The sequence below is a fragment of the Acidobacteriota bacterium genome (genome assembly GCA_016712445.1).
Lineage (GTDB): Bacteria > Pseudomonadota > Alphaproteobacteria > Caulobacterales > Hyphomonadaceae > Hyphomonas.
On sequence record JADJRB010000002.1, the window covers coordinates 48,516 to 60,862 of the forward strand.

Annotated in this window: 10 protein-coding genes; 9 read left to right on the forward strand and 1 reads right to left on the reverse strand. The window is 60.5% G+C overall.

Annotated features, from left to right (window positions below):
- Nucleotides 1-381 precede the first annotated feature (381 nt).
- Both IPK75_13225 and mdoH read left to right on the forward strand, forming a co-directional pair.
- On the forward strand, nucleotides 382-1,839 hold the full coding sequence (locus IPK75_13225) for a glucan biosynthesis protein G (protein MBK8199312.1): 1,458 nt from the start codon (nucleotides 382-384) through the stop codon (nucleotides 1,837-1,839).
- Nucleotides 1,836-4,052, forward strand: coding sequence for a glucans biosynthesis glucosyltransferase MdoH (mdoH, locus tag IPK75_13230; protein ID MBK8199313.1), 2,217 nt, complete (start codon nucleotides 1,836-1,838; stop codon nucleotides 4,050-4,052). Before IPK75_13225 ends, mdoH begins: the two co-directional genes overlap by 4 nt.
- 21 nt (nucleotides 4,053-4,073) lie before the next feature.
- Here the strand turns inward: mdoH and IPK75_13235 are convergent, their stop codons facing one another.
- Nucleotides 4,074-4,598 (reverse strand): MarR family transcriptional regulator, encoded by a 525-nt coding sequence (locus IPK75_13235; protein MBK8199314.1) that lies wholly within the window; start codon nucleotides 4,596-4,598, stop codon nucleotides 4,074-4,076.
- A 182-nt stretch (nucleotides 4,599-4,780) separates the two neighbouring features.
- Here IPK75_13235 and ectA point away from each other — a divergent pair, with 182 nt between their 5' ends.
- Genes ectA through IPK75_13270 form a run of 7 tightly spaced genes read left to right on the forward strand, consistent with a single transcriptional unit; the run spans nucleotide 4,781 to nucleotide 12,309 of the window.
- The gene (gene ectA, locus IPK75_13240; protein MBK8199315.1) at nucleotides 4,781-5,350 is read left to right on the forward strand and encodes a diaminobutyrate acetyltransferase; all 570 of its coding nucleotides are present in this window, start codon (nucleotides 4,781-4,783) and stop codon (nucleotides 5,348-5,350) included.
- A 48-nt stretch (nucleotides 5,351-5,398) separates the two neighbouring features.
- Nucleotides 5,399-6,694 (forward strand): diaminobutyrate--2-oxoglutarate transaminase, encoded by a 1,296-nt coding sequence (ectB, locus tag IPK75_13245; GenBank protein ID MBK8199316.1) that lies wholly within the window; start codon nucleotides 5,399-5,401, stop codon nucleotides 6,692-6,694.
- 12 nt (nucleotides 6,695-6,706) lie between these two features.
- The gene (locus IPK75_13250) at nucleotides 6,707-7,114 is read left to right on the forward strand and encodes an ectoine synthase (GenBank protein ID MBK8199317.1); all 408 of its coding nucleotides are present in this window, start codon (nucleotides 6,707-6,709) and stop codon (nucleotides 7,112-7,114) included.
- Nucleotides 7,114-8,070 carry an ectoine hydroxylase gene (gene thpD, locus IPK75_13255; GenBank protein MBK8199318.1) on the forward strand — a complete coding sequence of 319 codons (957 nt, stop codon included), beginning with the start codon at nucleotides 7,114-7,116 and terminating at the stop codon, nucleotides 8,068-8,070. Before IPK75_13250 ends, thpD begins: the two co-directional genes overlap by 1 nt.
- Before the next feature lies 1 nt (nucleotide 8,071).
- Nucleotides 8,072-9,517, forward strand: a complete 1,446-nt coding sequence (locus tag IPK75_13260) for an aspartate kinase (GenBank protein MBK8199319.1) — start codon at nucleotides 8,072-8,074, stop codon at nucleotides 9,515-9,517.
- A complete protein-coding gene (locus IPK75_13265) occupies nucleotides 9,514-10,836 on the forward strand; it encodes an MFS transporter (GenBank protein MBK8199320.1) in 1,323 nt (440 codons plus the stop codon). Before IPK75_13260 ends, IPK75_13265 begins: the two co-directional genes overlap by 4 nt.
- 18 nt (nucleotides 10,837-10,854) lie before the next feature.
- Entirely contained in the window at nucleotides 10,855-12,309 is a 1,455-nt protein-coding gene (locus IPK75_13270; GenBank protein MBK8199321.1) for a sodium/proline symporter, read from the forward strand.
- The last annotated feature ends 38 nt before the right edge of the window (nucleotides 12,310-12,347 follow it).

Sequence of the window (12,347 nt, forward strand, 5' to 3'; positions counted from 1 at the left end):
CGGTCGCAGTTCAGGTGCGACTCAACGCCGAATGCAACCAATTCCGGCCACAATCATTGTCTAGCCCGGGCCGGTTGCTGCGCTGCAGCAAGACGATAACCGGGCTCGACCTGGGGTGATGGACTGAGGAGTGCGGTTTTGCGGATAGGTCGCAATGCCAGGAGTGCGAAACTGTGCGCGGCGGCCGCTGCGCTGATTTGGCTATGCGGGTGTTCTGCGCCGGAAGGGGCGGATTCGGTCGAAATTACAGATACGGCGCCGCCGGAAACGGCCGAAACTGTCTCGCCCGAAGAGGTTGGTACGGTCGTGGTTGAGCCTGCGACGCAGCCTGCCAAGCCATCCGAGCTGTGCGCTCAATCCGGGGCGGCCGACTGCGGAGGGTTGGCGGATGGCCAGGCCAAACTGGATGAAGCCGAGGGTTTCGGCCTGGACGATGTCCGCGCGTCCGCGCAGCTGCTTGCCAGCAAACAATTCGTTCCACCGGCAGGCCTGGCGAAGAGCGCAGCTGACCTCAATTACGACCAGTATCGGCGCATCGAGACCAAGCAATCCTCGACGATCTGGCCGGACAGTATCGAAGGGTTCAAGGCGCTACTTGATCCACGCGGGTACCTGTTTGCGACAGAAGTAAAATTCAACGTCATCGAAAATGGCGTTGTGGTTGCGCACCCGTACAAGGCGCGTGATTTCAATTTCCACGACCTGCCGCTCAAGGACGATGTGAAGACATCGCTGGGGTTTGCCGGCTTCCGCGTGCTGAACGTCCTCAACAAGGCCGGCAAGTATGACGAGTTGGTCAGCTTCAAGGGAGCAAGCTTTTTTCGTGCCCTAGGTGCCGGCACAGTTTACGGCGCTTCCGCACGCGGTCTTTCCATCGGAACCGCTTCGGCGGAGGGCGAGCAATTTCCGTTCTTCACGGAATTCTGGCTGGAGACGCCGACACCAGCGTCGCCGGCAATAACCGTATATGCGTTGATGGACGGTGACAGCGTCACCGGTGCGTTCCGGTTCGACATCACGCCGGGCCCTGAAACAGGAATCAAGGTCAACGCAACCTTCTATCCGCGCAAGACAATTGCAGGTGTCGGCATTTCGCCGATCACATCGATGTATTTCTTCTCGCCTCACGACCTCAAAAAGCAGGCAGACGATTTTCGACCTGCCGTGCATGACTCCGAAGGCCTGCTGATCTGGCTTGCGAACGGGGAGTGGGTCTGGCGTCCGCTGATCAATCCGCAATCGCTTCAGATTTCCGTACTGTCCACCACAATGCCGCGCGGTTTTGGATTGATCCAGCGCAAGCGCAATCTGGACGACTATGCCGATGTCGAGGCCGACTACCATCACAGGCCGAACGTATGGATCGAGCCGCGGTCGGACTGGGGCGCAGGAAATCTCTCTCTGGTCGAGATCCCGACCGTGAACGAATACAACGACAATGTAGTCGTGTTCTGGAAGCCTTCCGAAGCCTGGCAGCAGGGCAAGTCATACAACATTTCCTACGACATGCGATGGAGCCTGCTGGCGCCAGCGATGCCGGCGGTCGTGAAGGTTCACGAGACGCGCACCGGCAAGACTCCTGACAAGAAACGCCAGATGTTCGTGATCGACTACGAACCTGCAGACGAAAGCCTCCTGACCGATATTGAAGCGAAGATTTCAACGTCGTCCGGGACAATCCTTCATCCGACGATCAAGAGACAACCCGAGACCGGGAAAACCCGGCTCACGTTCGAGCTCAGCCCTGCGAATGCAGAAGTAGCGGAGCTCAGGGCATTGCTGACCAAGGGGGGGAAACCCGTATCTGAAACATGGCTCTACCGCTGGAGGCCAGAATGATCGATTCCCGAGCTCGCCCGATCGAATTTCCAGTCGAAATGCCCGACCAGGATTTCCTGGCGTCCGCGGCGCGACGTGACCGGCACCGGCCGAAGTCGCTGGCATGGCGAAAGCTGTTCGTCCTGCTTTCGTCGCTGCTGCTGACGGCGTGGGCGACGCGCGAGATGTATGAAGTGCTGAAAGTGTCGAGTCTCACAGTGTTTGAGTGGGCACTGTTGTTTGTATTCGCGATCAACATCAGCTGGGTTTGCTATGCGTTCGTCAACGCTCTGGTCGGCCTTGGTGCGGCGCTGAGAAGCCTGAAGGAAGATGACCGGGCAATCTGCGTAAGGTCTGTGTCGTCGGCGAAGACTGTGATTGCGTTTCCCATCTACAATGAGGATGTGGAGCAGATTTTCGCAACCGTGCTTGCGACGGCGCAGAGCATGTCTGGCGCGCCCGGGCATTTCGAGTGTTTCATCCTCAGCGATACCAACGATCCGGATGTGGCACTGCGCGAAGAGGCGGCCTTCGAGCGCCTGCAGATGCTGCGGCCTGCCGATGTAAAGGTCCGATATCGTCGCCGCACGCTGAACCTGCACCGTAAGGCGGGCAACATCCGCGATTTCGTCACGCGCTGGGGCGGGCGTTACGACTACATGATCGTGTACGACGCGGACAGCTATATGGAACGCGACGCGATCCTGAGGCTGGTCGACGAAATGCAGGTGTCGCCGAAGACGGGCTTGATCCAGACTATTCCGCAGCTGGTTGGCGGTGAGACATTGTTTGCACGATGCCAGCAATTTGCGGCAGCGCTTTACGGTCCCGTGCTCGGGCACGGCATCGCCTGGTGGTCGCAGAAGGAGGGCAACTTCTGGGGCCACAATGCGATCATCCGTGTGCGCGCGCTCGCCGAGGCTGCCGGCCTCCCCGTGATCCCGGGGCGTGCGCCGTTCGGCGGCAGTATCATGAGCCACGATTTCGTCGAGGCGGCCCTGCTGCGACGCGCGGGCTGGAATGTCGAAGTTCGTCCGGAGATCGGGGGCTCCTATGAACAAGGCCCGCCGACCATCATTGACATGGTGACCCGCGACCGGCGCTGGTGCCAGGGCAATATGCAGCATATGGCCGTGTTGCTGAAAGCCCGCGGGCTCGCCTGGACGAGCCGCTTTCACCTCATCACCGGTATCTTTTCCTATCTCTCGTCGCCGCTGTGGTTGTTGTTCATCACGGTGGGTATGTTGCTGTCTTTGCAGAACAGCTTCCTTGAGCCGAGCTATTTCGGTGAAGGCGCAGCCTTGTTTCCGACCTGGCCGGTGATCGACTCCGAGCGCGCCCTGAACCTATTCATCGCAACCATGATCATCCTGTTCACGCCAAAGATCTGCGGCCTGGTCTACGGACTCTGCAGCCGGGACTGGCGCCGCGAAGTGGGTGTCTGGCGAACGGTCAAAGGCACCCTCGCCGAGACACTTCTGTCGATCCTGACTGCGCCTATCCTCATGGTGACGCAAACCAGCGCCGTTTTCAGCGTATTGTCCGGCCGCGATTCCGGTTGGTCGCCGCAGAAGCGGGATGAGTTCGGCTACTCGTTCGCAACGACTTTCCGGCACAACTTGCTAGCCACGATACTCGGCTGTGTGCTGACGATTTCAGCGATCCTGATTTCGCCAGTGTACGCTGCCTGGCTGGCGCCGGCGACGATTGGTATGATCCTGAGCGCGCCGGTGTCCTACTTCGCGGCCAAGCGGCGGGCGGGCGAAAAGGCGACAAAGGCTGGAATGCTGATATCGCCGCACGACAGCCTGCCGCCGGAGTCACGGCGAGCGTCTCTGGATGCGCGCAAGTCGTTTGCGGAGTTGCGGTCGCGAAGCCTCGAGTCGCTTTTGATCGATCCGTATGAGCAGCATTTGCGCGCCTATCTTGTCGATCCGCTGTGGCCCCTCGCGAACGGTGAAATCCACACCCCGCTCGCGCTGGCGAGAGCGAGGGCGGAGAAGTCGGGTTCGGTATCTGAGTTCGTCGCCGCCCTGCAGCCCAAGGAGAAAATAGCCCTGTTGAACTCGTGTCACGACCTGCGCGCCGTGAGCTTCCAGTTCTCGGCCATCAGGACTGTTGATAACCGCAGCAAAGGCTGGTCACAGATGCACTTGTCTGGTGCGCATAAGCGTCCCATTCACGGCTCCAAGACGAGCCAGGGGCGCGTTGCCGCAAAATCGCGTGTTCCCTGATCTGGGCGCCCGCGACGTGTTTCAGCTGCCGCTGGGCGGCGGCAAGTCGTTCAACTGGCCGATATCGAGCACGGGCGACGCGTCGATTGTACCGGCGCCGAGCAGCGCGACGAGCCGGGCCAGCGCCGCATTGATGTACGCCTGTTCCCATTCCGGAAGTTGACCGAAGCGCTCGCCGAATTCCGCTTGCAGCAGGTCCGGTGCGCCGGCGAGAACGCGGCGGCCTGCTGATGTTATTTCGACGTGCACCGTGCGCCGGTCCGCCTCGCCGCGCGCCCGGCTGACGAAACCGCGCTCCTGCAATCGATCAAGCAGGATCGAGATGGTCGCCTGTTTTAGACTGGCGATGCGGGCCAATTCGCCCGGTTGTGCCGATCCGGCGTCCGCGAGTTCCTTCAGAACCAGCATCTGTGAAGGCGTCAGATGTGTATGGCGCGCCAGTTCGCGGGCGTGGGCATCGACTACTTTGACGATGCGCCGAAGCGATACGAGCGCCTGGTCGGCCGGCTGCGGTGATGATTCGGAGCGGTGGGGCGGGTTGGACATGACGGAGATGTAGCGCGACTGTGTTTTCCAAGAAATAATTAGATATCGGAATTAATCCAGCAATTACCGGCAGTTCCCGAACTCCGTGTGGTCGCGTGGTGCGTCAATTTGACGAGCTCGGGGTTGACCCTCCTGTGTGATTACCATTTAGACGGTCAAAGTAAAAAACAGAGGGAGCCGTCATGCCAAATGAGGCCACCATCACGTCCGGTACAGAATCGGGCACAGACCGAAGTAACAGGGCCCGCGCTCAAGAGGTCGTGATCAAAGCGCCAACCGCCGACGACGCCGCTGATGTGCATGCACTCATCGCTGCTTGTCCGCCGCTGGACACAAATTCGCGCTATGCCAATCTGATCCAGTGCACCCACTTCGCCGATACGTGCGCAGTCGCGCGCCTTGACGGAAAGGTTGCCGGATGGGTTTCCGGCCATCACCCGCCGGGTAGGGGCGACACCTACTTTCTATGGCAAGTCGCAGTCAGCCCTGCGGCTCGCGGCAGCGGATTGCCGCTCCGTATGATCCGCCAGATTCTGTCGCGCGCCGGGCAATCGCGCGTGCGCTTCATTGAAACGTCGATAACCAGCGCGAACGAAGCGTCCTGGGCCTTGTTTCGCAGCGTGGCTGACAAACTGGCTGCGCCGATTGCCGACAGGCCCTGGTTTGAGAAAAGCCGCCACTTTGCTGGGCAGCACGATACCGAGCACCTTGTCACGATTGGTCCATTCGAGCGCGTCAAAGCGACGACCTGACCACTCCGTATACAGATAAAACACTTTATTGATCCGAAGGAGCCCTCGATGGCCTATGAACACGCTTTTGCGGCTGAGAATATATTCGAACGACGCGAGTCGCGCGTGCGCAGTTATTGCCGCAACTTTCCCGCCACGTTTAGGTCCGCTTTGGGGTCCCACCTCGTTGATTCCGACGGACGAAAGTATCTCGACTTCCTCTCCGGGTGTTCGACGCTGAATTATGGACACAATCATCCGGCCCTCAAGCGGGCGCTGCTGGACTATATCGAACGCGACGGTCTCGCCCACGGCCTTGACCTGCATACGGACGCGAAGGCCGGATTCCTCTCCGCGCTTGAGAGGTTGATCCTCAAGCCGCGGGGGCTTGATTACCGCGCGATGTTTCCGGGGCCGACCGGGGCGAATGCGGTTGAGGCAGCAATCAAACTCGCGCGCAAGATCACGGGCCGAACGAACGTAATCGCCTTCACAAACGGCTTTCATGGCATGACGCTCGGCGCGCTTTCCCTTACCGGCAATGCTGCGAAACGGGGCGGGGCGGGCGTTGAGCTGACCGGTGTGAGCCATGAGCCCTATGACGGATACTTCGGCGCAGGCACCGACACGGCCGATCAGCTGGACCAGCGCCTGTCGGATCCTTCGTCCGGTGTCGACAGCCCCGCAGCGATCATTGTCGAAACGGTGCAAGGCGAAGGCGGTCTCAATGCTGCGTCGGATGAATGGCTTCGGAAGATCGAGCACATTGCCCGCAAGCATGGCGCTCTGCTAATCGTCGATGACATCCAGGCCGGCATCGGCCGGACATCCGGATTCTTCAGCTTCGAATCGGCGGGCATCCGACCGGATATCGTGACGCTGGCGAAATCGCTTTCCGGGTTCGGACTTCCATTCTCGCTGACTTTGATCCGTCCCGAGATTGATCAGTGGGACCCGGGCGAACACAACGGCACATTCCGGGGTAACAACCACGCATTTGTGACGGCAACCCGGGCGCTTGAGCTGTTCTGGTCGGACGACGCTTTTGAAGAAAGCGTCAACCGTAAGGCCGCCCGCCTCCGGACGGCGCTCAAGCAGATTGCGGACCGCGCAGAGTTTGCAATCAAGGTGAAGGGGCGAGGCATGATGTCGGGCATCGAGATGACGAGCGGCGAGATCGCTGCCGAAGTCTGTGCCGAGTGTTTCCGCAAGGGCCTGATTATTGAAACCAGCGGCGGCGAAGACGAAGTCGTCAAGGTGCTTGCACCTCTGACGATTTCCGATGCCGAGCTTGATACCGGCCTGAAAATCCTCTCGGGCGCGGTCGATCTTGTCGCCGCGCGCCGCAAACAATCCGCAGCATAAGGAGCCAGATCCATGATCGTACGAGACCTTGCCAAGGAAATCCTGACCGAGCGCCGAGTTGACAGCGACGGCTGGTCGTCAGTGCGTCTCTTGTTGAAGAACGACGGGATGGGATTTTCTTTCCATATCACGACCATTCATGCTGGCGCTGAACTGCGCATGCATTACCGAAATCACCTCGAAAGCGTCTTCTGCATGGAAGGCACCGGTTCGATCGAAGATCTCGCAACGGGCCAGATCCACCAGATCCGCCCGGGCGTCATGTATGCACTCAACCTGAATGACGATCACATTCTGCGCGCCGATGCCGGCGGTCCCATGCTCATGGCGTGCGTGTTCAATCCTCCGGTGACGGGAAAGGAAGTGCACGGTGCGGACGGCGCCTATCCCGCGGACGTCGATACGAAGGAGACTGTCTGATGCAATTGGAAGCCAAGGCCGACACAAAACCTGATCTTTATCCGTCGCGATTGAAGCCGCGAGCCGAATGGCTTGACCGCAGGGATCCTGTGGTCCGGGGCTTGCCCGGCATGACACCGCCGGTTTCACAAGACCAGCTGAATGCATTCTCCGAGAACGGATTCTGCGTGCTTGAGGAAGTCTTCCCTGAGGAAGAAGTTCGAAAGCTGCTGAACGAGGCAGGTGCGATGCGCGTTCGGGACGGCCTTGTGCCGGAGACGCGCATCACGGAGCGGGGCGAAGCCGGAGCCGGTGCTGTGCGCTCGGTGTTTGCGCCCCACCGGCAATCAGACGTGTTCGCGCGACTGGCAGCTGATTCGAGGCTGGCCGACGTCGCGCGGTTCCTGCTTGGCGACGACGTGTACGTTCATCAATCGCGTATCAACTACAAGCCGGCCTTTCGCGGGAAAGACTTCTATTGGCACTCTGATTTCGAGACCTGGCATACCGAAGACGGCATGCCGCGAATGCGGGCAGTCTCCATGTCGGTGATGCTGACGGACAATCACCCGCAATCGGGCCCGACAATGTTCATTCCCGGCAGCCACAACAAGTATGTGACTTGCGTGGGCGATACGCCGGAGAACCATTATCGCGAGTCCCTGAAGAAGCAGGACTACGGCATTCCGGATCAGGAAAGTCTGACGCGTCTCGTGCAAGCGGGCGGCATTGCGGCGCCCGCGCCGAAGGCCGGCTCCGTCGTCATCTTCGATTGCAACACAATGCACGGATCAAACAGCAACATCACGCCTTACGAACGGATCAACGCATTCCTTGTGTTTAACGCCTGGAGCAACCGGCTGGAAAGACCATTCGCGAACACCCGCCCGCGACCGGAATTTGTAGCGCACCGCGACGTCTCCCGGCCCATCCGCCCGCAGAAATCCTTCCCGGCCCCGCATTCGGGAGAACGATGAGATGACGCTTACAGTCGAGAAAATTGGCGGCACGTCCATCGCCGACACACGCGCGATCGTGGACAATGTCCTGATCGGACAGAGGAGGGGGAGTGCGCTCTACAACAGGATATTTGTTGTCTCGGCCTATGCCGGCATGACCAATCGATTGCTGGAGCACAAGACGTCAGGCGAGCCCGGGGTGTTTAGCCTGTTTGCGAGCGCCGCCAACAAGTGGGCCTGGACGGAGGCCTTGTCGGCAACCGCGATCGCAATGCAGGAGAAGAACGCAGAGATATTCCCGGATGAAGCCGAACTGTCGACCGCGAACAATTTCGTCCGTGAGCGGATCGAGGAGGTCCGAAACTGCCTGATCGATCTGCACCGTCTCTGCTCCTATGGCCAATTTCGTCTCGACCAGAACCTCGCGACCGTCAAAGAAGTGCTGTCTGCGCTAGGGGAGGCGCATTCGGCATTCAACACTGCATTGCTGCTTAAGAAGCATGGCGTGAATGCGCGCTTTGTGGACCTGTCGGGTTGGCGCGATGAGCGAGCCCTTGCGGTCGAGGAACGCATCGAAGATGCGCTCGCGTCAATCGATGTCACGACCGAACTTCCGATCGTCACGGGGTATGCGAATGGGCCTGAAGGCCTCGTGCGCCAGTTTGGCCGAGGGTACACGGAGGTGACGTTCGCGCGCCTCGCCGCGCAGGTAGGCGCGGATGAAGCAATCATTCACAAGGAGTTCCATCTTTCCAGCGCCGATCCGAAGCTCGTCGGGGCAGATAAGGTGCGAAAGATCGGAGCGACCAACTACGATGTTGCCGACCAGCTTTCGAACATGGGCATGGAGGCGGTACACCCTAAAGCCGCCAAGATCCTCCGTCAGGCCGGAATACCGCTGCGCGTGAAGAACACCTTCGATCCCGCCGACGAAGGTACCGTGATCCGGGCAGACCATACGCCGAATGAGTCCCGCGCCGAGATCGTCACAGGAATAAGAAGCATCTTCGCACTGGAAGTCTTCGAACAGGACATGGTGGGCGAGAAGGGGTACGATGCGGCGATCCTGGATGCACTGACACGCCACACCATCCGTATCGTTTCAAAGTGCTCGAATGCCAACACAATCACACACTATGTGGAAGGCTCGCGCAAGGCGCTGAAACGCGCGACAGCGGCTGTCGAGGCGTCGCTTCCTGGCGCCACGGTTTCAATTCGGCGGGTGGCGATTGTTTCCGTCATCGGTGCAGATATCGACGTGCCCGGTATCACGGCGACATCGCTGGTCGCGCTCCACAATGCCGGCATCGCCATCATCGGGCTGCAGCAGGTTTCCCGAAAGACCGATATCCAGATTGTCATCGATGAGAGCGATTTCGATGCATCCGTCTGTGCACTGCATAAATCGTTAGTCGAGACGTCGCAGGCGCAGCGCCTTGAGTCTCTGTTACGCCCCGCCGCATGAAACCCGGCGGGCGAAGGCCAATTGGGACGAGGACCGCACAGGGACAGCTCGGAGCGTACCGCGACGTGCTGGCCTTGGTCACGGCCTTGACGCTCTTGCAGGGCGCCATGGCGGCGGTTTCGGTCGTGATGTCGCTCAGTCTCCTGAAAGCGGGAGTAGGCGCCTCCGGCATCGGCCTCGTTGCTTCAGCCTACTCTGCGGGCTTCCTCGCGGGCACTCTGATCGCCCCGCTGGAAATCGCACGCATCGGCCACATCCGGGCGTTCACCCTGCTCGCAGGTGTTGCGGCGCTGGTCGCTTTGTCGTTGCCCGTCGTTCGCGCAAGCGTTCCGGGCTGGGCAATCTTGCTGTCGCTGGCCGGTCTCGCCGCTTCTGGAATGCTCACGGCGGGGGAAAGCTGGATCGCAAACGCCGCGCCGCCGCAAAGCAGGGGCGCGATCCTCGGATTCTACCACATGGTTTCGAAAGCCGGCGCGATCGCTGCGCCGTTCCTGGTGGCGTCCGCAATGTCCGGGTTGGCGGTCTTCATGCTTGTGGCTGCCTTTTTCATAGCCGCGTTGCTGCCGATCGCTGCCACGAACCGGAGCCAGCCTGCGCTCTTTGCCGCAAGCCCATTTGGTCCAAGACGATTGCTGCGTGCGGCGCCGGCCTCAGTGTTCGCCGCCCTTTGCGCCGGAGCCGTCAACAACTCAGTCGCGCAGCTCTATCCCGTGTACGCCGCGGACTTCCAACCCGGTGACCCGGCAGGGTTTGCAGCGAGGCTGAACGGCGCCATCCTGATCGGCGCAATGCTTGGCCTCTGGCCGATCGGACTTCTGTCGGACAAGCTTGACCGGCGCCTCGTGATTGCCGGCGCTGCGGCGCTCGGAGCGGCTGCCGCCGTAGGTCTTGCCGTGTTTGCGGGTGCAAACAGCCAAGGGATTGTACTCTTGTTTGCGGGCATCTTCGGCGCCGGCTCGCTTAGCTATTACGCCGTCGCGGTTGCAAACGCAGCCGACCGCGCAAGGCCTGAAGATATCACGTCGATGATGGCCGGTATCCTCGTAATATGGGGCGCGGGATCGATTGCCGGGCCGCCAGTTGCCGGCGCGCTCATGCAGGTCTTGCCGGGTGCGAGCGGGCTCTTCATTTTTGCATCCCTCGCGCTGGGCCTGCTGTGTGTGACATGTCTTTCGCGCATCGCGATATCGCCGCCGGTGCCCGCAGACGCCCGCGAACCTTTCGGCGTGTCACCTGCCACGAGTCTCGCAATCGCCGGGATCGATCCGCGTGGAGATGCTCAGCAGCCGGATCTCTTTTCAGCCCCGGCCGCAAACTGACAATCGGACTGCAACATCATGCTTACTGCGATCAGCTTTGTACTAATCCTCGCGACATTCCTGGCGATCGGGCTTGCCTCGGCGCGCAAGTCGAGCGGTGACCGCAAGGACTACTACCTCGCCAGTAGCAGCGTGCGCCCTTGGCTCGCTGGCCTGTCCGCGGTGGCCACAAACAATTCGGGCTACATGTTCATCGGCGTTATCGGCTTCACCTACCAGACGGGCCTTGCGGCGATCTGGCTGATGATCGGCTGGATCGCGGGTGACTTTATCGGATCCACCTTCATTCACCGCCGCCTCCGGCAAGTCACGGCGGCAACTGGCGAGGCGTCCTTTGCATCAGTATTAGCTCGATGGCACGGCGAGACATTCGGGGTCTGGCGCCGAATTGCGGCCGTCATCATGATCATCTTCCTGATTGCATACGCTGGCGCGCAGGTGTCAGCCGGTGGGAAGGCGCTGGAGGGCGTGCTCGGGATCGACCCGCGTGTCGGGGCGGTCTCGGTTGCGGCCATGGTGCTGATCTATTCGATTGCAGGCGGCATTCGCGCGTCGATCTGGACGGATGGCGCGCAGGCGATTGCCATGGTTGCTGCCATGACTGTTCTGTTTGCCGCGGGACTGGTCGGCCTCGGCGGTATCTCCGGAACATTGGAAGCGTGGCGCGGCGTGCCAGGGTTCCTTGATCTGTTTCCCGACAACCTGCTTCTGCCCGGACTTTCCGGGATTGCGTTGTTCGTGGTCGGGTGGCTGTTTGCCGGGTTTTCTGTGGTCGGCCAACCTCATGTCATGGTCCGCTTCATGGCGCTCGATGACGACCGCAACATGATCCGCGCGCGCGCGTGGTACTATGGCTATTTCACGGTTTTCTATCTGCTCGCCACGGGGGTGGGCATGCTTTCACGAATCTACTTGCCGGAACTGGGCAGCATGGATCCCGAACTTGCGTTGCCGCGGATGGCGGTGGAATTGCTGCCGCCCGTGCTGGTTGGCGTCATCCTCGCCGGCATCTTTGCGGCGACGATGTCGACAGCCGATTCCCTTGTGCTTTCATGTTCGGCCGCGTTCACGCACGATCTGGCGCCGCAACGCCTCGAAACCGCGCTGATGCTCAAGCTCGCCACTGCGGTCTCGGTCGTCATCGCGCTGGCGCTTTCCTTGTCTGAGAGCCGGAGCGTGTTCAGCCTTGTCATCCTGGCCTGGTCAACACTTGCGGCCGCCTTTGCGCCGCTCCTGTCTCTCTATGCCCTTGGACGGCGAGTGTCGGAGACGAATGCCATCGTGATGTTGGTCCTAGGTGTCTCGATTGCACTTTTCTGGCGTTTCGGCCTTGGCTGGCATGCAGACATCTATGAGGGGCTTCCCGGCATCATGGTTCCGCTTGTCCTTGGCTGGCTCGTATCCAAGCCTGCCTCGGCAGAGGTCCCCGCTGCCTGCGCCGAAGGCGCGGCCGGAGCATCAGCTCGCACATGAGAGACGCACTCCCGGATTGCAACGTTGCTCACAGCTCT

Coding starts and splice junctions, on each gene's coding strand:
- mdoH (MBK8199313.1), top strand. CDS start 1,836: ATGATCGATTCCCGAGCTCGCCCGATCGAATTTCCAGTCGAAATGCCC.
- IPK75_13235 (MBK8199314.1), bottom strand. CDS start 4,598: ATGTCCAACCCGCCCCACCGCTCCGAATCATCACCGCAGCCGGCCGAC.
- ectA (MBK8199315.1), top strand. CDS start 4,781: ATGCCAAATGAGGCCACCATCACGTCCGGTACAGAATCGGGCACAGAC.
- ectB (MBK8199316.1), top strand. CDS start 5,399: ATGGCCTATGAACACGCTTTTGCGGCTGAGAATATATTCGAACGACGC.
- IPK75_13250 (MBK8199317.1), top strand. CDS start 6,707: ATGATCGTACGAGACCTTGCCAAGGAAATCCTGACCGAGCGCCGAGTT.
- thpD (MBK8199318.1), top strand. CDS start 7,114: ATGCAATTGGAAGCCAAGGCCGACACAAAACCTGATCTTTATCCGTCG.
- IPK75_13260 (MBK8199319.1), top strand. CDS start 8,072: ATGACGCTTACAGTCGAGAAAATTGGCGGCACGTCCATCGCCGACACA.
- IPK75_13265 (MBK8199320.1), top strand. CDS start 9,514: ATGAAACCCGGCGGGCGAAGGCCAATTGGGACGAGGACCGCACAGGGA.
- IPK75_13270 (MBK8199321.1), top strand. CDS start 10,855: ATGCTTACTGCGATCAGCTTTGTACTAATCCTCGCGACATTCCTGGCG.